The organism is Brucella sp. NBRC 12950, assembly GCF_030268145.1.
GTDB lineage: Bacteria > Pseudomonadota > Alphaproteobacteria > Rhizobiales > Rhizobiaceae > Brucella.
The window spans coordinates 160,289-184,234 of sequence record NZ_BSQC01000009.1; the positions used below are offsets into that span (position 1 = coordinate 160,289).

The window sequence follows — 23,946 nt, forward strand, 5'->3', positions numbered from 1 at the left end:
ATTCACGAGAAAATAGATGTCTAAATTTAAGCGACGCATCGACCCATCACTTCTGACACAAGCCACAGTTGACGAACATCACTGGCTTCGCGAACTACTGTTAAGATGGCGTCCGTCAGGAGTACCATCGGAGAGATCAGAGGACGGAAAATTCCTGTCTCTTCGTCTTGCCGTTCGAAATGGCTATTTGTCATTTTATTGCGCTGGCAATCAGATAGCAAAAGTAGGGTGCGCGAACGGTTTCCCTTACGAGGAAACACACCATAAATATTCCAATTTACCCAAAAGAGGTAGCAGCGAATACATTCGACTACCTCAACCACTCGCCAGTTCGGCACGAGAAATGCTGACTAATCGAATTCAGAAATCTTTTTTCCGGCAAAATGGCGAAAAGGATTTTGTCGATGAGGTCGTTGGGTCCAATCCGGCCTTCTTCGATCTTGAACTCGCCCTTTCTTTTCTGAGCCCTGGAAAAACTAGTCCTTCAGCGTATCGCCTGGACGGCGCCTCGCTTGAACCTCATCTTAACGGGTGGCAGATCGCATTGTGGGAAGCCAAGCTCGCGAAGAATAATGGTGCCCGCGCGATAGAAGTGCCGGTCACGATGAAGCAACACGCGATATACAGCGCGTGGTTTTCAGTGACTGGAAATGCAGAAGCATTTATTGAAGGTTGTCGAGCAAGTTGCAGATATCTGGTCCAGCTACATGAACTTGCTAAGTACGCTGGGAACAGCGATATCGCACCGCTTCACGAAAGCATTGTTGAAATAGGGTCAAACCCTCTTACCCCGCTCACTCTCGACCCTGATGTTCGTTATATCGTGGACGTGCGGGGATGCAAGGGCGTTTCATTCATCTCAAATGGTCACGACAAAAAACTCAGGGAACATGGAATCTATGTTCAAGTTTTTGGGAAAGACGACAACATGGTGCTCGGCACCAGAGGAGCTCAACGATGATTTTCAAGCTGCCCAAAATATTTGGCTCGATTGTATTTACGCTTTTAATTGCGGCAACATCTCCAGCCAAAGCGGATAAAATTTCAAACGAAGACCAAGACCGCTTAAACGCAATTGGTTATGCTGACGCTCTCGTAGAGGCCTGTCCCAAACGCTTCAAGTTTACCTCAGGTGCCGAAGCTCGCATAAAAAAATACAGGATAAAGCATAGCCAGCGAATTGGCGCGATTGCTGCTACGGAACTGAAAGGTATGAATGCCGACCCAGATGTCGACTGTGTTGGCAAAGGCGACGTGGTTCTGCTCGATATCAGACAATCAATTATTGACGGTAGACCCCTTCTCAAGGATCTCGGCGACATTTACGCCAAAAAAACGCCGTCCACAAAGATGAGCAAAAGCGGCCGAGAGTACCAATTCATTGCAGAACTCTGCACCATGTCTCCGCTCACCTGTAAGAAAAGCGCAAAACACCCGGACGAATTCGTTTCGCCTAAGCAGATGATACAGAGGCTTAAGGAACCAGGGATGTGGGACGCTAGGCATGAACTGGTGGACGGCTGGGCATGCAAGAATGCTTCCGAGACATGTGAAGGTGGTGACTAATGGAGATTAACAATCTTCGTCTCTCTCGCCAAATAGTACCACCAAGATGGGGTGATTTAACTCTGTTGCAAAAGATCCAGCTGGCAAGGAAGGCCCCTCGGTCGCTCCTGTCAAGTGGTCTGACCTTGTAGGTTCTGGGCGAGCTGCTTCCCTTATGTCAGTCGACGGGCTGACAGGACATATGAGCTACCACACCGCTGGAAATCAAGCCTTACGAGCCAACCTGAGAACTTTCACAATGTGATCCGGAGTGCAGGCTGAACCGACGCAAACTACCATGTAGGCGACAACATATCGATCGATGCGCTACAAGTCTTTTAAACCGTGCAAATCTGGCCGTTTCCGCAGTTAATGGTGAAAAACACCAGACGCAAGCGCCTTACGACGCCATCCATAAAGCTGCGAGGGATTCAGACCTTCAGATCGTGCAACCGCCGAGATGTTAGGCCTGGGCTGCAACGACGCGGCCACAATCCGCACCTCGTCGTCATCCGACCAGTCACGCGGCCGCCGTCAAAACCTTGAATGTCAGGGTATGACTCACAGTGTCGCTAATAGAATCCTCCGCATGATGCAAAGTCGCCCATCCCACCGACGAAAGATACGTGAGGTAGCCTACCCGCTTACAATTTAGAGAATAGAAACCTAATAGGTGACAGAAGATACTATCGTATATTTCAGTTTACGAGACTGAAAACATTGCATAAAAGCTGACCTCAGACATACCGGGGGTTCATTTTGAAAAATCAAATTATCCATTCAATTTCAACGGTTCCAAACCAGAATAATAATTACTGCCGTTTTAACGTAATCGAGACCCGACTATCTGACAATTTTTTCCTCGGTGAATTCGCTGGAGTTAGCATTAGCTTTAAACTGAGACACGTAAGCTCAAAAAATACCTTAGCAGCACACTACAGCTTTAATGATCGCGCCGAGCCAGTTACGGTTGAACAGTACGAACAGTCCCGAATTCTCATCGAAGCCGAATTAATTGATGCTGATAATTCCAACATCAAGCGTGACATGATCAAAATACTAGGCACAAATAACGTCATCCATGGCTTCCGTATCATAATAAGCGCTATACCGAATGCGAATTCAAACCATGGTCAAACGAAAGCATATTTGTCTGAATACGCCAGACCTCACTTGAATGCTGACAACCTGACTTTCCCATACCTGACACTGGGTGTTCAATTGCCTCTTTCGGAGATTAGCAGACACATTCGAGAGATCGAAGCTGGCAACACAGCGATTTATGAAATTGATATTATAGAAGGTATTTATGCTGATGTTGAGAACGGTGTGCGGGAATACAGGGTCTATCCAGACAATCGTGCTGTCTACGATGAGATTAAGGGTTTAAAGACGCTTGGTTCCGTTGCCTCAATTCGTTTTGAGTATATCAAGAAGCTGAAATCTTCACTCTTACAGACCATCCTTCAGAAACTCGGTTTCTAAAACCAGTTAAGACGTCAGGGTCTAAAAACAAAAAGCCGGCGCTCAATGCCTATCGTGAACAAAATCATTCAGACTTTTGCTGCGCTGCCTTATTACGCACGCCGCAGTTTTATCTTTGATCGTAGCTCTGAGGGGTATCGGGCTTTGGAAGATGGAATGGGTGCTGAGAGCTGGTTTTGCGATCCCAACTCACCCTGGCAGAAAGGCGCTATTTAGAACATCAACAAGCGCATCAGACGGTATTCACCCACCAATACTGATCTTGCGCAGGTCAGCCAGGGGCAGTTGACTGCCCTCGCCCATAAACTCAATGCGCCCCCGCGTAAGTGTCTTGGATTTAAGACGCCTGCCAAGGTATTTTCAACACTTTTGCAGGAAGCGGCTTAATCAGATAACCTTACCAACGGCATGATGCAATTGAGGTAACTTCTACACGATGTAACTGAGGCTTGCTCTCGATCCGGCAATAGGAACGAGATCACCACTCTCAACTGCTGCCGCACCTTTGTGGTGCACAATCCCCTCGGACCGAACGCGCACCAGATTATGCGGCACGTCTGCTACGAGGCTAAAATCCGCCCGTAGTGCTCGTGCAGCGCGTTCCCGGAAATGGTGCCACTTCCGTGAGGCGTTTCCTGAAATCTAATGCACTGAATATTAACGTATTTTACAGGCAGGCAGTGACAACATGTCTCATTTCCATGTGCTGGTTTCTATACAAGCAATGAATGCATGGCAACAATGCGTAGTGCCAACATACCGCGCATTGTTAATGCCGAACGTACGAACGCCGGCACACAAGACCGCACATACCACCGCTCAAAAACCGTTAACAGGGGTGTAGGTTGAGAGACGCACTACAGAACATTGCGTCTCTTAGGTGCCCCTCATAAAATAGGCGAACACCTTTTGTGGCATTTCCTATGTTGGATCGCTGCTGTACGATACCTCAATGCTCGATTATTCATTTGGAGGAGCCAAGATCTCTTTCAGATTAGACGACAGACGACCTAAGCGATCTCTAGAATTGACGCGGTAGCCGGGGAGTCGTAGGTCTAAATCTGAAACCAAATCGCACAGCCAATCTTTTTCTGTGGAAAGCGTTCGTGAAAGACCGCCACTGTCATAGCGAGATTTTAGCGCCAACATCACATCGTTTTGAGAATTAGGTGGCAACTTCTCTAACATATCCAAAAACTTACTGTGATCAATGTAATTTAATATCGGCACTTCAGCATATTCACTTCTTTCGAAGTTGTTGTGGCAGAGCATTCTAAAAAATTCACTGGTATCAGAGGCGGCAATATCTAAGAGTTTTTGAGCGTCATCAGGATAGTTCTCTTCTATTTTCTGCTGGATAGCTGCTTTGAGATATTCGAAAATATCCAAAAACTCTGATGTCTCATGTTGAGACACGGCAAGTTGTCTCCAACCATTATACTCATCCACGCTTCGTGGAACACGCGTACCTAGGAGGTTTTTCTTGCTTAGATCATCTATGTAACTCTTGCATTCGTCAACAACTTGCTGCGCGCTTTGGGTGATAGCTCCCATCAGAGCAAACCTCAGCCGTAGGCCAAAAACATGAACTATATCGCCTAAATGCGTGAATTCCTGATTTTTGAATTGGTCCTCTACCTCCAGAACAGCGGCATCAAACTCGTCGTCGGAGCGATTATAACCATGCCAAGCTCTTATCCACGCTGGTTCCGATCTCGGCGGCGCGAACGGTGCTGTAGAGTTAAATAATTCTATAATAAGACCGGCGTTAACGATACCGTTGAAGATTACGTCAACCAGTATATCTGGCGTAATTATAGCCGTGAAATTTATCGATGGATACTTCGTTGCCATACGGCTTGTTACGGTTTCTTTTTTCTTCTCATAATTGAATAGATATCTAAATCTATCTGTATTCAAAGTCTTCATTTCATCAAGGGTCATCCTTCCTGATTTTGCTTCGAGAGAGAGAGCAATGAAGCCCACCATCAACTCGCGCAACTCTTCCGCGTGCAGCCAGTGTTTTTCTTCAAATGTATTTGCAAGTCGCTCGAATGACCATAGAGATTGCTTAAGTATTCTTAGGTTATTGGTTTCAGACATATCGAATGTTTTTTTAATATCGGCGGAGAATAATTTCGCAAAATCGGCAGCCTTCTTGTTCGTTAACGTGGAAACAAAACTGGGGAATGCACTGTCAAAATCCGGCCTCAATAATAGAGTTTGGCCGACAAGCTTTTCTTTGATGTCCTTATACTTTTTATCTAAGTCAAATATTCTGCTTTCATTTGCAATTATTATTGCTTTGAAGCCGCTATGCTCCACAAAATGGTTTATATATCCTAGTATTTCGGAAGTTGGAATTGTACATCTTTCAAGATCATCAAATACTAATAAAGTTCCACTTGGTGTGGAGAAGTAGTCCTTTAGTGCTATGTCGGGGATCTGAGAAGTTATAGTGGCGTCGTCCTTGCCGTCACCGTCTATGTCGATCTTCACCGCCGTACGCAGAAATCCCTTCAAAACACTTCCCGCAAAGCGAAATTCTTTTGATGAAAGTACTGGGTGCACTTGCCTGTAAAAATTTTCTTCGATTTGCGCATAGTTGGAAATTCCGTAAAGGCTTATGTACAGGTACTTGTTGTTTACGTTGAGGTTTTTTAAGAAAATATCTTTAACGACATGGGTTTTTCCTGAACCCCACTGCCCATTGATTAGTACGGCATAGTCTAGTTCTCTACTTGGATCGGCGTAGTATTCCAAGAATGATATGGCGGTTGTTATGCTTCCATTCATCAAATCACCTTGTGTGTCTTTCATCGGTTAGCTCTCCTGTACACCTTCGGTTGTTCTGAGCCAAGAAAATGAAAATTTTTACAAGGGGGTATTTAACGCCCTTCTATCCAGCACTTCCGCCAATGGGTTGGTACTGGTTTGTTCGCTTCCAATTCACTCCCGGCAATTCGTACAATGTTTCTTCACCCGCCTCTGACCTTGCGGAGAGGACTAAGGGTAGGTATGGGCGCATGTCCGCAGGGGTATACCTTTGTGGTCATTGCTTCTTGCGGCAGTTTCACGTCCGCAATGCCCGAACTTGACCTTCGGGCTGCCATGACAGGGAACAAAATCCTTTCGGACGTATGTAGTGCATTAAATCGGAACATACATTTGCCATCACATACTGAGTGTCAGCAAGGTTGAGATAAACGGCAGCTTTTGGTCAATACTGTAGGAGACACTAACGGCGGAAATGATGGCGAAAAGCAGCCGTTGCAGGCTGGACCGCCGGCAATCCGCCACCCACTCCATAGCCGACAGAAACGAATTTCCAGAGGGCGGCGGTTTTACTAATAATCGCGCGCTTCATTCCAGTGATCGAGATGGCATCAACGCTGTACATCGTTGTGAAGTCATCGCCCTCCTCCGCCTTGTCTTGCTGACAGCGCGCGACTGCCTGCCAGGGTGGAAAAGCCCGGTCAACGGCTGTGTGCACCCGACCTCCGGGGAACCGAGCATACTTAGAGGCGGTTCTTTTGTTTTTCATTCCAAGTCAAGAAGGCACCCGTCGGCAATTCCAGATTGCCAGTCAGGATTTTGTTCTGCAGAACTTGAATAGCGGCAATGGGGCCGGAGGCAGTCTGTTGGCTTTGGACCAATCAATGGCAATAGCGGACATCAATCTGCGTTCGGCATTCGGCATTGCGGTAGTCGCTTCCTCGAGTGGACGGTTTCGCTCCATTATGCACGAACGGCATCGCCCGGTGCGGCGCCGTTTCGTCTGATCGCTGAAGAGCAGCAGTTTAAGAAGTGGTAGTGGATCATGCCATTCTCGGCCATACTCGCCACGCAGGTAGTTTCCGCATACTTGCCAATGGGCGACGGATACGTTTTGCAAAGGATGAGAATGCGGGCATCAACGACAGGCGAGGCTTGCTTCGAGGCAGCCTGCCATTGAGTCACGGCTAAGCCGAACTACCCCAGCGTGCTGCCCCCAAGTTAATCCAGCGTTGCCGTTTAAGACAGAAAACAACCGGTTCCGGCTTTTGTTTCAACCGACGCTTTGACGGCTCCGATGGTTGTTACTCAGGCTTCTCGCGGCGCGCACGCTTAGGCTTTGCGGGAACTTCATCCGCCTCGCCTTCCGTAGCCGTACGAACTGCAGCCGCCACTATCGGTTTCACCGAAGTTTTGACTGAAGCACCGGCCGATGAAGCAGTGGCGGCCTTGGGGATACCCATCAATTCTGCAGTTCGTTCCATTCGGATTCGTGCCAGTCCTTCCTGGCTATGCGCTCTCTGCAGCATTTCTTTATGGACCTGCGAGTACCAAGCAGTCTCGGAAGACAGCGCAGGATATTGCGTCAAAACTTTATGTCGTTCCTTAAGTGCGTTACCAATCCAGTACCAACCCGTTTTCGGCGATTCCAGCCACGCATCCACGAATTCCGCCGGATCAACATAAGCAAAGATCGGAATGTCTTCGTATTCCGAAGTCGCGTTACGGCTGTGGCAAACCATGTCGAAGAATTTTTGTCCGTCCGTTTTGACAGCTTCCAGCAACGCGGGGACTTTGCCAGGCAAAGTGTCACTCAGAACGTCCGTACGGGCCTTGATGAGGTATTCGAGAACATCCTGGAATTCAGTTCGGTAGGAATCGACGACCCAATACATAACGCCGCCGGATGCGTCATTGAACTCGTCGGTCCACCTCCAGCCCGCTTTTCGCGCTGGCAGTCGCTTTGCGGCTACGAGATCATCAATATAGCGCTTGGCATCGTCAGCGACCTGCTTTGATGTGACCTTCAGCACACCACGGGACGCCATCATCATCTTCAGGGCAACAATATGCAGGAACTCGCCGGAATCCGTCACCTGACGCTTGTCGAACTGCTCGTTCATTCGTGCCAGCGCCGGAGCGGTGTACTCATCATCGAGCTTGTCAAAGCTGCCGACGATCTGCCAAGGCCGCGCCGCCTCCTTCTCGAGAAAATAGGCACTGTTGTTCAATGACGTGCGGATGTGCTTCTCCGTGAAGCGGCCATCAAAGAGCATTTCGGCCAACACGTCATCGCTCACCAATGTGCTTCCAATGTCGATTGACGTGTACCTTTGGGCAGCGTCATATAGCCGGGATTTCGGTAGCTCTTCCTTTTCCGCGCGTCCCATATCCATTCTGTGCGAAAAGATCTTTTCCTTTCTCATGAAGAGGTCTTCGAGCTCCAGCTTGTTCGTTCTTGCTTCCACTCCGAGAGCGGAAAAGAGGCGGACCAATTCCACCATCGCCATGTCGTTCTCAAAATGGCGATCCTCTAGGGCATCGGCGAGACGACCGACATCCTCAACGACGTGTCTAAGGATTCGCAGGGACGAAGTTCCGGACTCCCTGAACGTGGAAAGCACCTCCCGACGATGGGCGCCAAGCTTGTCTGGCTTCTGCGGATCCTTGAAAAAAGCGACGAACTCCGCAAAGGCCGCCTCGACATTCGGTTCGACGTGAAGGGTTTGGCCGAAGACCTTTTCCTTGGTGTCCGCGAAGGTCTCAACTACCTTGGTGTCATGCGCGATGACAATCACCCGGCATCCGTGGTGTTCTACATATCGATTGATCATTCCGAGCAGCACAGCGTTTTCGACGGTGCACCGCTCGAGGTCGTCCAAGATGAGTGGGCGGGAGTTGTCGACCTCATTCTTGATGAAAGGCCCAGTCAGAAGACTCGCCAGACCTCCGGTTCCAAGAGATCCAAGTACCGGAATGTCGACAGACGTGCTATCCATCTTCTCGGCGAAGCGCCTTACTGCTGAGGCCTTGGGGAACATCTTGGTAAAAATCTGTGCTTCAATCTCGCTGGGCGTGTTGAGGCCGAAGAGACTGATGTAGTGGGCATGTGTATCTGGAAGCGCGCGCCGGACCTGGTGGGTTTTGCCCGTTCCCCACTCGCCGGTTACCAGTACGGCATAGCCCGGCTTCAGCCGCCCGACATAATAGGCGAGATACTTCTCGAGGTGGCTTTGCGGCTCGATCGCTAGCTTGATCATAGACTCAGGTTCCTCGGGTTTTACAGCGGTGACCTCCGCAGGATTATGCCATCTAAATGGGATTTTCATCGCGTCGCTCGTTTCCCGATTTTCAACCAGTAGGCGTTCGATAGCAAAGACTTCGATCGTTCTGCAACGTTGTTCCAGTCATCATTTGAATCAAGCGATTTGCCACAGGTGAAAACGCCCGCGAACCTAGTCGCCAGTGATCCCTGTCTGACCCGATGAAGTTAACCTCAGGAATCGGAGCACACACGGCACCTCCATGATCTGGTGAGATGTCCGGTTCTAAGAATGGACTTTCATGCAAGGCTTGTCCAGCATGAAGGCGCACAGCGGAAATCATTTCCGCTGAGTTACTGCCGGGGGCATGTCGCTACATTTCAAAGTTGTGCAGAGGCCCTCACGAACTCTTTCCACCGTACTGTTTGCTTGAGATAAACAAGACGAGAGAGGTATCGCCATGATCGACTTTAATAAATTGTCTCGTCCTAAGACCAACTCGGCTCCGACTGATCCGCTTGAAATTTTCGCCAGAACGCCGAACCTCAGCAACGCGCCAAATGATTTATGGAAGGGACAGGCGGAAGCGCTGCAGCGTTGGCATTTGGCGCGCGACAAACACGACAGCGCTGTCTTGCTCAACACGGGCGCGGGAAAATCCATCGTCGGCGTATTGATCGCGCAGAGTCTGGTTAACGAGCAAATCGGCCCCATCGTTTTCGCATGCAGCACCATCGATCTCGTGGAGCAGACTGCGCGGGAATGCGATCGCCTGGGGATTCCTTACACGACCCGGGCACACGGGAATTTCTCCGATGATCGTTTCGAAACGGGCAAGGCGTTTTGCATCACTACCTATCAGGCCCTTTTCACCGCGAATTCCACTTTCAGCAAGGAAAAGTCGCCCGCAGGCGTCATTTTCGACGACGCCCATGTCGCCGAGCGCATGATCAGGGACGCGTTCACCTTGTCGATTTCTAAGGAGACTTATCCGACCCTCTTCTCGGACATCATCGCAATGGTTCGGCCTGAATTCGAAAAGCTGAACAAGGGGCCGCAACTCGGCGCTGTCCTCGAACAGCACGGCGCGCAGGTAACGATGTGTCCACCCGCGACCGCGTACAGATGCCGCGACCAAATCCTTGAGGCCATAAAAAGGGTCAATGATTGGCGAAAAAGCGATCTGTTCTTCCCGACCATAAGGCTCTGGGAGAACATCGGGAACTGCGCTATCTTGATTTCGTCAAATGGAATTGAAATCACCCCGCCGTTTATTCCCACGGGCGTCTACGACTTCTTAGGCAGAGGCGTGCGACGTGTCTACCTGTCAGCGACCTTGGAATTTGAGACCGATTTCGTGCGCGGCTTCGGTCGAAGGATTACAAATCAGATCGCACCCGACAACGATGCGGGCAACGGCGAGCGACTGATCCTCCTTAGCAGTCTGTTCAAGAGCAATCCCGACAAGAAGGAGGTCGCAGCAGAGGTTCTCAAGAAGAACAAGCTTTTGGTGTCTGTGCCGTCCTATCCAAAAGCGCAGGCGTGGAAGCACATCGGAACTCCGCCCTCCAAGGCAAACTTCTCGGCTGAACTCCAATCCTTTAGGAAAGCTTCGTCCGGCGCGTTTATCTTGGTGTCGCGGATTGACGGCATCGATCTCCCGCAGGACACCTGCCGGGTGATGCTTATAGACGGCGCTCCATCGGGCACCAGTCTGATGGACCAGTACCTGTTCCAGCACCTATCGCTCAGTAACCTCTTCTCTACCAAGATGGCCGGGCGGATCACGCAGTTACTTGGCCGTATCAACCGGGGCAGAAGCGACTATGGCGCGTTCCTTATACAGGGTGGCGACCTTAATATCTGGCTCAAAACCGAACGCAACGTCGCCCTGCTCCCACCCTTGATCAGAAAACAGGTGATACTTGGCCAGACCGTTCAGGAGGGCATGGACAAGGGCGATCCCGAGGCGATTGCCTCCCTGATATCGCAAGTTATCTCTCGTGATGCTGGATGGCTGCAGTTCTATCGAGAGACTGTGGATGGGCTTGAGGTCTCAGAAGACGCTCTTGCGAAGGTGAAAGAGCGGGAGGCGCAATTGGCGGCGTCCGCCGTGGCCGAATGCGAGTTCATGACCAAGACGTGGCAAGGCGACGTCGAAGGGGCTCGGAAGGTCTTGCTCGATGTGCTCGACGCCACCGCCATGGCCGATGCCAAGTTGGCGGGTTGGTATTCGGTTTGGCTCGGCGCGACTTATGAGAACGCGGGTGACAATGAGACCGCGAGTGCGCACTACAAGAAGGCTCGATCGCGACTGTCCGCGTGGCTGAACGTTCCGTTCCGTACCGATGCCGACGACAAAGCTGAGGCCGAAGGTGCGAAAACAGCCCTTCAGAGGGTGTTGCTCGCCACGAACCACCATGGACCCCAGGCACTCGGCGACTTGGTCTGGAAGCTCAAGCAACAAGCCAAGATACTGCTCGACAAGGGCTCGACGTCCAACGCCAAGGAGGAGGCAGTCAGACTGTACGGTGAACTCGTCGGATTTGACGCCTCCAGACCGGACAACGAATGGGGCAAAGGCCCCGATGTTATCTGGATGGATCCCGATTCCTCTAGCTGCGTGGCATTCGAGCTCAAAACGGAAAAAAACAACCCCGCCGAGTACAATAAACAAGAGGTCGGTCAGTCGTTGAACCACATCCAGTGGCTTAAGGAGAATGAAAGCGAGAAGGCCTGGGAGGGGATTTTGATCGTGGGGCCGCCAGGTGTCTGCAAATCCGAAGCGAGTCCCTCGGACGACATCTTCCTCGTTGAGACGACGGCGCTGGCGGCTCGGATGACGGAATTCGCCGCAAAAATCGACGACACAAAGGGGCGGATATTGATCGAACGATGGACAATCCTGAACGAGATTGGCGAACTTTCCGAATGGCAACCTTCGGGCTGGTTCAGATCGTTGGCCAAGACCCCACTCAAGAGTCTCAAGAAGTGAAGCATCAGTTTCCCATGTTTGGTGCTTGGGTTTCAGAGCGGTAATGACTGTTATTGACGCCCAAGCGACGTGCTTCCTCAACAAAGGCGTTGGCTGCTTGCAGGCAAGTGCAATGAATGCCGCAATGTCGGTTTTGCGCGCAAAGCAGCCGCTGCAAGCTGGACCGCCCGCAATCCGCTGCCGACACCATAACCGACAAAAACGAATTTCCAGAGGGAGGCGGCTTTACTAATGATAGCGAGCTTCATTCCGGTGATCGAGATGGCATCAGGGCTGCGCATCATCGGGAGTCATCGGGTAACCCGCCTTGTCTTGCTGACAGCGCGCGACTGGCTGCCAGGGTGGCAAAGCCCGGTCAACGGCTGTTTGCACCCGACTTCCGAAAAACCGGGGCATAATTAGAGGCGGTTCTTTTGCTTCTGATTCGAAGTCAAGAACACATGAATCGCATCAAGACAAACACCCAGCGGCGCTCTCTTATCCAGGTTGCCAGTCTGAAATTAAGTAATGCAGATTTTGTAACCTATTTCTGATTTTGACGTAGAGTCACGAACATGAAGATTGGCATCAAGCCAGGCGCGCGCCGATACCCTTTTAAACCGGATTACCAGTCAAGACTCTAGGCAACTCTCACATTGCAACGTCGAATTGGATTGTAAAAACACTAGAAGAATACGAACTGGCGACCCGCTGTTCCAGCTTCAATTTTTGCAAGAGGAGAGCACCGCTTGCTGTCGTGATAGCCGCTCGATTCTATTGCGCCGTGGCAGCGAAGCCTCGGGCAATAGTTGATTGCGAAGCAAGCAAAAAAAGCGGCTAGCCTTCATGCTCCGAGATGATGGCTCGGCGATGCTTCCATTGTGGACGCACATGTTGAAGCATAGCGTCGGTCGCAAAAGCTTCGTGAATGCGTGCGAGCTGGTTATCGGATAGGCCCAACGTCCGGGCAACTATAGCATCGAGAGCATCGAGCGCGCGCATGAGTTCGACCTTTGCCGTTCCTTTTTGCAGCCGACGTACGATTGTCGCCGCCGCCGCGGGATCTTCGGGTATAGCGAGCGATCCCATCCATTGGCGGTCGGGCCGATTTCCACGTGCAAGCAAAGAGCGAGCTTCAGAAGCTATCCACTCCAAGAGATCGCTATTCTTAATGCTTATGATACACGGTTGGCCGGTTTCGGTAGGAGCGGCTTCCTCCGCACCTTCATCGTCGGTTGTGAGGAAGCGGATATCATCGCCCGCAATATCGACTTTTGCCCCCGTCCAGTCAGCATCCGCGCGAGGCCAAGAGATGTCTTTCGGTGCGGTCACGACCCCCGAAGATACCAAGTCCAGGCGATTACGGAATTGGCGACTTCCAATACCTGCGCGAAGTTGTTCAACCTCCGTGTCGCCACGTGCGAGTTCGTCATCTGCACCGAGGATACGCAGCCCGATCTCATCGAGCTCATCTAACAGAGCCCCCGACCGCTCCGCGGGGATTGGCATTCGCGTCGTCTCTCGAGGATAGAAGGTGGCGAAATAACCCTGAACAACCGAGGTGCGGGCGGTCTTCGCCATAAACCAAGCGATTACGCGTGAAAGCGACCAGATGTTGAGCGGAAAGCGTTCCGAGAGCCGGATGCAATAGACCGTATTGGTGAGATAGGCATCCTTCGGGTGCGGCGCGAATACTGGCTGTGTAGCAATGTTGCGCACAACGAATGTGTTTGCTTCGTCGCCGACACCTTTCCAGGAATAAAACCGAGCCGTATCAACTTCTGCGGGATCGCCGTTCCAGTGGCCAAAGGGAGCCTCGGACAGGCTGCCGTCGGGCGGGAGGCTCTTAGCCTTGTGAACGGGCAATCCGCCATGATTATCAATCGATTTCCGACCGAGCTTCACGCCGTACCCCATAACAGGCTGACGCTGCCAAAGCAGCCGACTCTCGCCAGAGGGAATGTTAGCTTCGTAGCGAGTCTTCTGACGGTAAGTTTTCTTCGTCCAGCCGCGAAGTATAATATCTTCGAGTCGTCTTGATCGGGCGAGGCGGTCAAGTATCTCGACGTCGGCTGACCGAATCTTCGTTAGCCAAGCGGTGTCCGAAGAACCCGCACCGTTCTCTTCGTCCTCTTCATCGATCTCAGCATCTATCGCGCTATTGCTGCTGCCAAAGTCGTCCTGGAGCGGCTCCGCAGTGCTCGGTTCAAGCTGCACTTCTGCCTCCGCCATAGTATCCGATTGGGTCGAACATATGTCGGCCCTGGTTAGTTCCGAAGCAACAAGTGATGAACCCGGCAAATAGCGTCCCAGCAAGACAGCGGACCGCGGCACAATATCCGTGATCGCACGGCTCATGTCGATTTGCCCGAGTTCTTCGTCGAGGCAGTCCTGCACTACACGTGTGATCTTGATCTTGTCCTGAGCTGTGGCCGGCGTCTTTTCCATAACCAAACCAATGGTCACGACATTTGCACCGTGGAAAGCGACGTTACCAATCTCCTCTAGGTCAATAATTTCTATAATGCGATAACGCGCGAGGATCGCTCGAAGCGGTTCGGCATAGCTTGCCTCTGAAATAGCTAGTGGAAGAAAAAAGCCCAGCCGTCCTCCCGGTGCCAGCCACCACTCCATCGCCCGGTAAACGAATAGGACCGAAAGATCGGTATTTTTCTTGAGCACTGGAGCAAACTCGGCCCGCTCTTCTGCACCGATCGGAGCTCGCTCGAACCTTACATAGGGAGGGTTTCCGGCAACGATGGGGTATCCGCCCCTTCGTCCAGACAAATCGCGAAACTTGCGGTCTGCAGTGCGCAAGCGCCTAGTGCCTGCACGAGCGTTGGCCCTGATTTCATCGTTAGCCCGGCCCGCCCGCCCACCAAAAAGATCCTCGTGCATCGAAACGCCCCAGGTGGAGAGACTACTGTGTCCCCCTTCAACCGACAAGCTGACGATTGCCTTTCGCATAAGGTCGCCACCGTTGCTCGTCGTTCCCGCCAACGCGTGCCACAGGAGCTGGATCTGGGCCAGCGTAGCCGAAAATGCGTTTAGGTCTAGACCGTGTAAGCGTTCGAGCGCCTCTATTGCGTCGTCTGGCGTGAAGTCGAGCCCGGCGTCTTCCTTTCTTTGGCGCGCCACTTCGAAAGCTTCGACCAGGAACGTACCGGATCCACATGCCGGGTCTAGAACATCCTGAGTCCCATTGTAGCCACAAGACGACAACATGTAAGCCGCGAGCTCTGGCCTCGTGTAAACCTCGCCCAGAGCCTGTCGCTGGCTTCGGTCCAGATTGCGATCGTAGATGCCGGAAAGAATGTCACCGCGAACCGTAGTGAAGTCCCATCCTGCGAGGATCCACATGGCATGAAGCAATGCGTCCGACAGGCCCGCATCTTCCCCATCGAGCAGCCAGTCCAATGGCTTCTTCTCGAAAAGGTGTCGATAGATTCGCCTTGCCTTGTCGTAGGCGGTCCTAATCAGAAGTTGAAAAGGCTCAGAGCTATGCTTGGCGAAGCTGGCGAAGGCAGCGAGGCCGCCATTCGATAGCACGCGCGGCAGCAGGCCGTTGTCTTCGGAGAAGCGCACCATAAGCAACCGCGAGAACAGAAGCGCCGACGTCTCCTGAACGAAGCTAGTTCGGGCGCTCACGGCGATTTCCTTAGCCTTTTTGTTACTGTCGTTGACCCTCAAGAAAGAGGCATAGGCAACATCGAGGCCAGATCGCATCGCGTACGACGGAAGGTCGACTTTCTCAGCCCGCAACGCGTAGAGGCGCGGCTCAATGTCAGAGAGCATGCGCGTGTAGCGCTCATTGAATAGGCCGACGGCGTCAAAATCGGTCTGGTCAGGCTCGTTCGCAAAACCGACTGGATCCACTTCGCCGCCAAAGTCGAAACTGGCCGTCCCGTAGCCGTAATCGTTTGACAGAGTAGCAACGTCTTCGAGCGCTTGCCTGAGATCGGGCACCAACCGAGCGTCGACGAGTTCATCTACGGCGCGTGAAAGAATTCGCGCGACGGTCACCATGGCGTCAATGAAGCGCCGGCGATCCTTCAGATCGGCAATTTTTCGTCCAAGTGGAACCTCGACTCCAGAGAATTCCTCTAATTGGCGCCGAAGTGAGCGTCTGTCCTCAGTGATCGGAGCAAAAAATGCAGTCAATATCTGTTCGTCGGCGAGCGCGTTCCACTCGACCTCCCAAGCCTGAGGGAGAGACGGCCCGCCAAGGTCGTAACGCTGTATCACCTCACCGTCTGCAAGATAGAAGTGACGAAGCTTGGAATAATTGTAGGTCGCAAGTTCGCTCCGCGCTATCGAACGACCTCCGGTTCTCACCTTTGAGCCGGATTTAAGTTCGAGAATGGCGAAAAGGTGTTCGCCCTCGTTGCGCAGGGCAACGGGAACTCCGTCGAGCCAAATCTGGATGTCCGGACGCTCCCGCCCGAAGGGAACGGGGGCATCGACGACAATACTATTGGCAGGGATTCCCAGACCGAGCCTGGGATCGATTAGCAATTCGCGCGCCGGGGCATAACTCTGCGCTTCCGCAATCTTTCCGGCAGCTACTCTCTGGTTGTCAGTGATTTGTCGGATCAGTTCTGTACGTCTTGCCGTCGGATCGAATTTCGCCATTATTACCCCGAATCCAGCGCTGAAACTCTCTATTTCTTATAGTTTTCTGAGAGCCTTATGCAAACGATCTTTAGAGTCATTCAATAGGTTCGTGAACAGACGAAGGCAACCGATCAAATAAGACAAGAATAGAAGTTGCTATATACGTTAAGCTCGGTCCACGAGATAAAGACTTTCACGTAGTGAAAAGCGAAAAAGGCATCTCTACTATTTGAAAATGAGTGCTGTAAATTAACTGTAATTAAGGATATTTTGATGTCAAATCGCCCGGATTATCGGAGGGTTGCAAATGGCTGAGACACAGATCGAATGGACCGACGCGACATGGAATCCCATCGCGGGTTGCAGCATAATGTCCGCTGGATGCACCAACTGCTATGCGATGGCTATGGCCAAGCGACTGGAAGCTATGCACGTTGACAAATACGTTGGCCTAACCCGTAGGAGCGGTACAAGGACAATATGGACCGGAGTTGTGCGGGAAGATGAATCGGCTCTCCTCATTCCACATGCTTGGAAAAAGCCTCGCAAGATTTTCGTCAATTCAATGAGCGACCTTTTCCATGATTCGGTCTCCGATGAATTCATTCTAAAAGTTTGGCAGGTGATGCGCGAGACGCCACATCACAACTACCAGATTCTCACCAAACGGCCAGGACGTATGGCGAATGTTGTCCGCCAAGTGATTGGTGAAATTCTGCCGAACGTGTGGCTTGGAACCAGTGTAGAGGACAAAGCCGTGACGGCACGCATTGACCACCTCCGTCAAGTGCCGGCAGCCATTCGCTTCATCTCTTTTGAACCGCTGATCGGTCCTGTCGGAGCCATTGATCTCACGAGTATTCACTGGGCTATAGTTGGCGGCGAAAGCGGCAAATCTGCTCGACCACTGCAGGAGGAGTGGATCGATGAGATATACGACACTTGCCTAGAACACGATACGGCGTTCTTTTTCAAACAATGGGGAACGTGGGGCAAAGATAACAAACGGCGGTCGAAGAAAGCAAATGGTCGAGAATATAAGGGTCGCACATGGGACCAAATGCCAATCCAGGCAGTACCATGAGCTGACCACAAAACGTTTTTACAGCGGGGGATGAGTGGCCAGGAAGCGTTATGATTGGGAAGGTGGCGCGCAGCTTGACGAGCACTCGAAGCGCAAACACAAAATTTTGCACGAATATGTTCTGCAATATATAGTCGTAAGATGTAAGCACCCGCAGCAGCCACGCTTTCGCTTCGCCATAGTCGATGGCTTCGCTGGAGCGGGACGATATGCTGGGGGCGCCGTGGGATCGCCGCTTATATTCGTTGACCGAATGCGGGTGGCTGCCGAGCAGATAAATCTGGCACGGGCGATCGAAGGGCTTTCCAAAATTGACCTTGAATGCCACTTGATTCTGAACGACGCCGACCCGGCCGCGGTTTCTCTACTTAGGCAGAATATTGCTCCATTGCTTGCAGAAGTGCGGGAAACCAGCAAGAATCTTCGGATTGAGACCAGCATCCTCAATGAGCCATTCGAAGACGCTTATCCAAAGATCAAAACAATACTGACATCGGCGAAAATTACGAATGCGTTGTTCAACCTGGATCAATGCGGACACAGCTATGTCGACCGCGCTACCTTGGTAGATATTATCCGGACCTACCAATCTGAAATTTTTTACACCTTTAGTATCCAGTCGTTCCTGGCCTTTTTGAGCCGAACAAAACCCGATCTCTTGCTGTCACAACTGGCTTTCCTTGGCTTGCCAAGCCGAGATATTGAACAGTTAAATTTTCCTATGAGCAACGAACGGTGGCTGGGCACGGCTGAGCGCCTCGTGTTCGATGCGTTTCAGGTCTGCGCGCCATTTGTGAGCCCCTTCTCCATCCACAATCCAGATGGATGGCGTTACTGGTTCATCCACTTCGCCAAGTCGTACCGCGCCCGTCAAGTCTATAACAACGTCTTGCATGACAACAGCAGCTCGCAAGCCCATTTCGGCCGGGCTGGTCTGAATATGCTGAGTTACAACGCTCGCCATACAGACGGCCACCTTTACCTATTCGATCAAGCAGGGCGCACAGCAGCGGTCGAACAACTACGGGATGATGTCCCTCGACTTCTAATCGAGCGGGGCCATGCGATTAATGTCCTTGATTTCTACGAAAGCATCTACAATTTGACGCCTGCGCATTCGGCTGACATACTTTCATCGCTGGTTGGCCATCCCGAACTCAAGGTCACGACCAAATCGGGAGGCGAGCGCCGCAAGGCCAGTACCATAAAGGTAGCGGATACTATCAGGCTCAACCCACAACGAACATTCCATCAACTTCTACGACCGATTGAAAATCGCTGAGCAGAATTCCGCTTGTTGCTAAGTAGACCACTACCGAACCTTAGGTAGCTTATCACCCATTCTCAGGATGTATTCCGCGCCCTCAAGGCCCTTGCGATGCGGGCCGGCCCAAAGCAAATAGTAAAGCGGTGCGCCACGCGTGTTGCGGATCAGTCTGGGCGTAGACACAAAGCCGAATGCGTCCTTCAGGTTCCGCCTATATAATTCTAGCAAGCGGTCAGAATAATCGTCTCGTTTGCGAAGTTCTGTTGTTGCGAACAGGCCATGAGCATCGGACGAGTAGACCTCATCGAACCATTCGCGGCTACCGAAGTAGCGGTCCAACGTGTCTGCCCAAGCGACGGGAACATTGCCATCATTGGGGAGCATTCGATTGAGCGCCATGTTAAGCGCGAAATTCACGACAACCTCGAACAGTCCGGTATTCGCCAGGGTCCGTACACTCGACCACTCGAGTCTCGCTCCAAAAGGGTCGAGAAACGCGACGCCCCGATGACTACTCTTCGAAATTGCCTGGCTGGCGACCCAAGCAATTCCTTTTGCTGCTGGCACTTTTAGTTTCGTTATCTTCTGGCGCTCGCCGAATTCGGCTTCGACATCACTCAGTTCCTGTGCGCGGTTCGCATCGGGCTCTATAAAAACATAACGTGAAAAGGGGTTGGCTATGCTAAGCGCAACCCTGGGTGATCCATCAAGGAATTGAGCGTGCTCAGAATCTTGTTCGGCAGGTGCTTCCAATATATTGGGCATCGCGAGCGACGCATTTTTGGTACGAATTCTTGCGCGCCCGCCTCCCGCAAATGCGTCGACATAGATGGTGCGCCACGGCTGGTTCTTCAGGACCTTCGTATAGAAATCGAGATAGCGGGCCAGGATATCCAGCTTTTCTTTTGCCCACGGGCCAACCTCAGCGACCATCAAAACTCTCACAGTGATTCATCCACGCCTACAACGTAAGGGTGTTTTGAACGCCATTCAATTGCATGAAAACATCAAAGAGAATTACGCAGTGCTTCGAGGCTGTTTGTGATGCTATGTACACGGCCAGCATTACCCAGGAATTGAGGCTCGTCTACATTATAGGTCGGCCGAATGTGAGGCGATCGAACAGTTGACAGGCAAGGTTGATCGTATCGACATCGTTGACATTTTCTGAAACCAAGCGATCGCGGAGCAGAACATCAAGTCACTTAACGCCATCGGCTCAGCGACAAAACCGTTAAATACCCGCCACACCTCGCCGCCGATGGAAACGAGCAGGACGGCGGAATTGCCTCCCAACCGATAAACCTGATCAATCTCAGCTCTGGAACCGCACTCGATCTAAAGTCATTGCTCGGAACCGCAAAGGAACGCGCACTCTTTGCTGAGGAAGAAGGCCGTGGTGCCGATCATCTGGCCATAGCCAGGCGCCGCGACGATGATCCGCAGACCACTGCCGTATCTTGAAAGCGCGGAACGTTCCCGTTTCCGCTCCAGCATCGTGATACGGTCGTAGATTCGGCCGCTCAACGCGTAAAGTTCGTCCTCACTTAGTGAGTCAATATCGATCTCAGACATGACAGGCCTTCCGACGCCTTCATTCGATCCTGTTATGAAATTGCAAAAGAGAATGCGCATTCAGCCATTATGTGGGAGACTGTGTTTAGAGATATGGCGCTGTCTCTAAATCTGCCCCGCTTACCCATATGCGACTCCCGCACAATTGACATTTATCGAAATCATATCATTGAAATCATTGATTTCTAGACCATTAATTAAATCCAAATAAGCTATAGGTATCGTTACCGTGACATTAACCATGTTGGCTTCTAACCATCGATAAGTATAGGTTATCGGAGGTGATGTGTACGAGGAACTCGTAGGTGCTGTAAAACAATGGTATCAATGGCGTACAACCAATTTCGGAGGCCCTGATGCCCCAGACAAGCTACAAGATCAGCGAAGCCCGCAAGAATTTCGCCGAAGTCCTTGATCGCGCCAACCAGGGCGAAGAGATCATCATCATGCGTGGCAACGAAGTTTACGCCCGCATCGGTCCAGCAGCGGACGGTGGCAAGCGCCCTTTTGGCCTGTTGCGCCATCGTGGCCTGCCCGACAACCTGTTCGATACAGTTGATGCAGAGCAGGCGGCGATCGATGCCGGAGACTGGAATGATGATACCGGCGTCTGGCAAGGCAAATCCAACAATAGCGAAAACACGCAATGAAAATCCTGCTCGACAGCCACGCCGTCTACTCGTGGACAATCGGTAATGATCGCCTGTCCACGAAGGCACGATCGCTGATCGAGGACAAGGCAAATGCCATCCTCGTCAGTGCGGTCACGTTCTATGAGCTGGACAACAAGATGCGCCTGAACAAACTTGATCTCAAGCCCCAGGAACTGCGGGCAGCCGTCACGGGAAGCGGCCTGCAAACACTAGCCATCACCGATCTGCATGCCGAACTTGCAGCAAATTTTGATTGGGAACATCGCGATCCGTGGGACCGGATTCTTGCCGCTCAGGCGCGGCTTGAGCACTGCACTTTCATCTCGGCGGATCTGGCGTTCGACGCGATTCTGCGTGAGCGCGTCGGGTAAGGGTAGTGGCGGTGAAGGTATTCGTGGACATTGCCGAGGCAGCGGAGCGATTTGACGAACTAATTGACTTCGTTTTGCGCGATGACGAGGTTGTCATCTGTCGAGCTGGCGATCCTATCGCCGCGATCGTGCCAATTTCGCAGAACGGCCAGGGCACATGGTATGAAGTCTGGGCGCTGGCGCTTAAGGGAAAGCCTGCAAACACGCACCAGACTTCGAACCACGATGAACTATATGACGATAACGGACTGCCGAAATGAGCAGCTCGTCGTCAGGTTCGATTGAAAAACGCACCGAGACTTTAGATACGATTGCCGCTGTCTTGCCGATGAACCGCCGCGACAGGCTCGCCAGGCTATTGACCGATCAGGATATCGAAACCCTGCGCCATCTGGTCAATGAAGGCATGGGCGAAAACACGCTGCGCGCGCTGACTTCGGATCTGGCCTATCTCGAAGCCTGGTCGATGGCTGCAACCGGCAGCCCCCTGCCCTTCCCGGCACCTGAAGCCCTGGTGCTGAAGTTTGTCGCCCATCATCTGTGGCGGCCAGAGCAACGCGCGGTCGATCCCGGTCACGGCATGCCGGCCGACGTGGAAGAGGAATTGCGCCAACAAGGCTTTCTGCGCGTGTCGGGGCCACATGCACCGGCAACGGTCCGTCGTCGTCTCGCCAACTGGTCGACGCTGACCCGCTGGCGCGGTCTGGGAGGATCGTTTTCATCGCCGTCCGTCAAATCGGCAATCCGCCTCGCGGTGCGCGCCATCAACCGGCCGCGCAGCCGCAAGAGCGCCAATGCCATTACCGGCGATATTCTGAGCAAGTTGCTCGCGACCTGTTCCGGCAAGGATCTGACCGCTTTGCGCGACCGAGCTATCCTGATGGTGGCCTTTGCCTCAGGCGGGCGCAGGCGCAGCGAAGTCGCCGGCTTGCGCGTAGAACAGCTTGTCAAACAGGTGCCTGTCGCTGACGAAGATGGTTCCTCCCTCCCCTCTCTTGGCATCCATCTCGGTCGCACCAAAACCAGTGGTGCCGATCACGATGAAACCGTCTATCTGACCGGCCGGCCCGTCGAAGCCCTTAACCGCTGGCTGGAAGCGTCAAAGATCGAAAATGGCAGTGTTTTTCGCAAAATCGATCGTTGGGGCAATGTATCCGCACGTGCACTCGAACCGAGCGCCATCAACGCGATCGTCAAAAAGCGAGCTGAGATGGCCGGCCTCGACGCGAGAGAATTCTCGGCACACGGCTTACGTTCAGGCTACCTCACCGAAGCCGCCAATCGCGGCATTTCCCTGCCCGAAGCCATGGAACAATCGCGGCATCGCTCCGTGCAGCAAGCGTCCGACTATTACAACAACGCCAAACGGCGCAGCGGACGCGCGTCAAGGTTGCTTTGAAAGTCCAGCCCAGATGTCTGACATCGGGGTTGAGAGGCGACCATCCGCCCCTGGCCCGACCACGTGATAGCTTTCAATGAACAATTTGGAGCCATCGTCATTGGTTTTTGAACGAATAGTTCGGGCCTTGCTCAGCCAGGTGAGACCGATCCAGGCAGACGCTCAGTCCTTGGATTTCCCGTCTGAGTGCATGGATGCCGCGTTCTCAGATGGTGCCCCTGAAAAACCGGTGCCTCGACCATGAGCACAAACCTCATTCAAGAATCCGTTTAATGGGGTCCTTCTTAGATATCGGCTACATCTCGCAGCCGTACGCCGGAGTAGTTGGCCGCACTCAATGCATCAAACATGGCGCGGTCGCAGATGGGAGGTGCTCCCATGCGATCCTGGCGGAAGATATGGGCATCTCCCACAACATCCGGTTTGAACACCAAGCTGGCTCCGCCGACGAGGCTATAAAGTTTCTCGTCCTCGCCGGTCTGATAATTGTGGTCGAGCTTGATCCTTACGCGAGAGGAGGCTTCATCCAGGGCATCGAGTCTGCGCAGCACATTGCCTAGGTAGTACTGAGGACCGAGGGTCCCGTCAGCAAGGCTGAAGTCGCATGCCATAAATGCAAACGCCTCGGCGTCCATCTCCTCAAACAGTTGCTTCAAAGGCTCCGACACAATCCATATGCCAGCGAATTCTTCCAGATCACGTGGCATTCCGCCCTTCTCCGGTACATGAACCAGGTGGGGACGCTCCGGATACTGATCTGGCATTCCGTTAGGACGCGAGACGACATTCATCCCCGGCTGGACCAGCTTCTCTTCGTTGGCGATTTCTATGCCGGGGACCCTGCCGTTGCCCAAGAAGCCGGCATCGACTAGGAAAAATTCGCCCTTATGAGATGCGGCTGCGGCTGAAATTTCAATGGCGGTCGGTTCGTTCACGGTGGC

19 protein-coding genes and 2 pseudogenes are annotated in these 23,946 nt (G+C 52.3%); 11 read left to right on the forward strand and 10 right to left on the reverse strand.

Translation table 11 applies throughout. The annotated features are described in order from the left end of the window. Nucleotides 1-16: 16 nt before the first annotated feature. Both QSJ70_RS16355 and QSJ70_RS16360 read left to right on the forward strand, forming a co-directional pair. Nucleotides 17-961 carry a hypothetical protein gene (locus QSJ70_RS16355; protein WP_285537879.1) on the forward strand — a complete coding sequence of 315 codons (945 nt, stop codon included), beginning with the start codon at nucleotides 17-19 and terminating at the stop codon, nucleotides 959-961. Then, nucleotides 958-1,566, forward strand: a complete 609-nt coding sequence (locus QSJ70_RS16360) for a hypothetical protein (protein ID WP_285537880.1) — start codon at nucleotides 958-960, stop codon at nucleotides 1,564-1,566. Before QSJ70_RS16355 ends, QSJ70_RS16360 begins: the two co-directional genes overlap by 4 nt. A 348-nt stretch (nucleotides 1,567-1,914) precedes the next feature. On the opposite strand, the pseudogene QSJ70_RS27700 reads toward QSJ70_RS16360, so the two are convergent. Further along, nucleotides 1,915-2,067, reverse strand: a pseudogene (locus QSJ70_RS27700) (transposase); the annotation flags it as partial. 237 nt (nucleotides 2,068-2,304) lie between these two features. Here QSJ70_RS27700 and QSJ70_RS16365 point away from each other — a divergent pair. Both QSJ70_RS16365 and QSJ70_RS16370 read left to right on the forward strand, forming a co-directional pair. Next, nucleotides 2,305-3,030 (forward strand): hypothetical protein, encoded by a 726-nt coding sequence (locus QSJ70_RS16365; RefSeq protein WP_285537882.1) that lies wholly within the window; start codon nucleotides 2,305-2,307, stop codon nucleotides 3,028-3,030. Between the two features lie 21 nt (nucleotides 3,031-3,051). Continuing rightward, nucleotides 3,052-3,417 (forward strand): annotated as a pseudogene (locus QSJ70_RS16370) (transposase); the annotation flags it as partial. A 573-nt stretch (nucleotides 3,418-3,990) separates the two neighbouring features. On the opposite strand, the gene QSJ70_RS16380 reads toward QSJ70_RS16370, so the two are convergent. The 4 genes from QSJ70_RS16380 to QSJ70_RS16390 all read right to left on the reverse strand — a co-directional run bounded on the left by QSJ70_RS16380 (nucleotide 3,991) and on the right by QSJ70_RS16390 (nucleotide 9,134). After that, the gene (locus tag QSJ70_RS16380; RefSeq protein WP_285537883.1) at nucleotides 3,991-5,850 is read right to left on the reverse strand and encodes a P-loop NTPase fold protein; all 1,860 of its coding nucleotides are present in this window, start codon (nucleotides 5,848-5,850) and stop codon (nucleotides 3,991-3,993) included. A 418-nt stretch (nucleotides 5,851-6,268) separates the two neighbouring features. Then, a complete protein-coding gene (locus QSJ70_RS16385) occupies nucleotides 6,269-6,523 on the reverse strand; it encodes a hypothetical protein (RefSeq protein WP_285537885.1) in 255 nt (84 codons plus the stop codon). A 245-nt stretch (nucleotides 6,524-6,768) separates the two neighbouring features. Continuing rightward, entirely contained in the window at nucleotides 6,769-6,990 is a 222-nt protein-coding gene (locus QSJ70_RS27760) for a DUF8758 domain-containing protein (protein WP_502871689.1), read from the reverse strand. A gap of 119 nt (nucleotides 6,991-7,109) precedes the next feature. Then, nucleotides 7,110-9,134 carry a P-loop NTPase fold protein gene (locus QSJ70_RS16390; protein ID WP_285537887.1) on the reverse strand — a complete coding sequence of 675 codons (2,025 nt, stop codon included), beginning with the start codon at nucleotides 9,132-9,134 and terminating at the stop codon, nucleotides 7,110-7,112. A 394-nt stretch (nucleotides 9,135-9,528) separates the two neighbouring features. Here QSJ70_RS16390 and QSJ70_RS16395 point away from each other — a divergent pair, with 394 nt between their 5' ends. Further along, a complete protein-coding gene (locus QSJ70_RS16395) occupies nucleotides 9,529-12,063 on the forward strand; it encodes a DEAD/DEAH box helicase family protein (RefSeq protein WP_285537889.1) in 2,535 nt (844 codons plus the stop codon). Nucleotides 12,064-12,140: 77 nt separating this feature from the next. On the opposite strand, the gene QSJ70_RS16400 is transcribed toward QSJ70_RS16395, so the two are convergent. Together QSJ70_RS16400 and QSJ70_RS16405 are read right to left on the reverse strand one after the other, a co-directional pair. Further along, on the reverse strand, nucleotides 12,141-12,347 hold the full coding sequence (locus QSJ70_RS16400; protein ID WP_285537891.1) for a hypothetical protein: 207 nt from the start codon (nucleotides 12,345-12,347) through the stop codon (nucleotides 12,141-12,143). Between the two features lie 532 nt (nucleotides 12,348-12,879). Beyond that, nucleotides 12,880-16,674, reverse strand: a complete 3,795-nt coding sequence (locus QSJ70_RS16405; RefSeq protein ID WP_285537893.1) for an Eco57I restriction-modification methylase domain-containing protein — start codon at nucleotides 16,672-16,674, stop codon at nucleotides 12,880-12,882. A gap of 289 nt (nucleotides 16,675-16,963) precedes the next feature. On the opposite strand from QSJ70_RS16405, the gene QSJ70_RS16410 reads away from it, so the two are divergent. Continuing rightward, nucleotides 16,964-17,740: a phage Gp37/Gp68 family protein gene (locus tag QSJ70_RS16410; protein ID WP_285537897.1), complete on the forward strand. Its 777-nt coding sequence runs from the start codon at nucleotides 16,964-16,966 to the stop codon at nucleotides 17,738-17,740. A 34-nt stretch (nucleotides 17,741-17,774) separates the two neighbouring features. Beyond that, nucleotides 17,775-19,022, forward strand: coding sequence for a three-Cys-motif partner protein TcmP (locus QSJ70_RS16415; protein WP_285537899.1), 1,248 nt, complete (start codon nucleotides 17,775-17,777; stop codon nucleotides 19,020-19,022). 30 nt (nucleotides 19,023-19,052) lie between these two features. Here the strand turns inward: QSJ70_RS16415 and tcmP are convergent, their stop codons facing one another. Continuing rightward, nucleotides 19,053-19,940: a three-Cys-motif partner protein TcmP gene (gene tcmP / locus QSJ70_RS16420; protein ID WP_285537901.1), complete on the reverse strand. Its 888-nt coding sequence runs from the start codon at nucleotides 19,938-19,940 to the stop codon at nucleotides 19,053-19,055. A gap of 411 nt (nucleotides 19,941-20,351) precedes the next feature. Then, nucleotides 20,352-20,582, reverse strand: a complete 231-nt coding sequence (locus tag QSJ70_RS16425) for a hypothetical protein (protein WP_285537903.1) — start codon at nucleotides 20,580-20,582, stop codon at nucleotides 20,352-20,354. Nucleotides 20,583-20,938: 356 nt separating this feature from the next. Between QSJ70_RS16425 and QSJ70_RS16430 the strand changes: the two genes are divergently transcribed. From QSJ70_RS16430 to QSJ70_RS16445, 4 genes are read left to right on the forward strand one after another with little or no spacing between them, the layout of a single operon-like run. Continuing rightward, nucleotides 20,939-21,232 carry a type II toxin-antitoxin system Phd/YefM family antitoxin gene (locus QSJ70_RS16430; protein ID WP_105543448.1) on the forward strand — a complete coding sequence of 98 codons (294 nt, stop codon included), beginning with the start codon at nucleotides 20,939-20,941 and terminating at the stop codon, nucleotides 21,230-21,232. Next, a complete protein-coding gene (locus tag QSJ70_RS16435) occupies nucleotides 21,229-21,606 on the forward strand; it encodes a type II toxin-antitoxin system VapC family toxin (protein ID WP_285537909.1) in 378 nt (125 codons plus the stop codon). Before QSJ70_RS16430 ends, QSJ70_RS16435 begins: the two co-directional genes overlap by 4 nt. Before the next feature lie 11 nt (nucleotides 21,607-21,617). Then, nucleotides 21,618-21,866 carry a type II toxin-antitoxin system Phd/YefM family antitoxin gene (locus QSJ70_RS16440; protein WP_285537913.1) on the forward strand — a complete coding sequence of 83 codons (249 nt, stop codon included), beginning with the start codon at nucleotides 21,618-21,620 and terminating at the stop codon, nucleotides 21,864-21,866. Next, nucleotides 21,863-23,005, forward strand: a complete 1,143-nt coding sequence (locus QSJ70_RS16445) for a site-specific integrase (protein ID WP_285537915.1) — start codon at nucleotides 21,863-21,865, stop codon at nucleotides 23,003-23,005. Before QSJ70_RS16440 ends, QSJ70_RS16445 begins: the two co-directional genes overlap by 4 nt. Nucleotides 23,006-23,289: 284 nt before the next feature. Here the strand turns inward: QSJ70_RS16445 and QSJ70_RS16450 are convergent, their stop codons facing one another. Then, nucleotides 23,290-23,940 (reverse strand): imm11 family protein, encoded by a 651-nt coding sequence (locus QSJ70_RS16450; protein WP_285537917.1) that lies wholly within the window; start codon nucleotides 23,938-23,940, stop codon nucleotides 23,290-23,292. Between the last annotated feature and the right edge of the window lie 6 nt (nucleotides 23,941-23,946).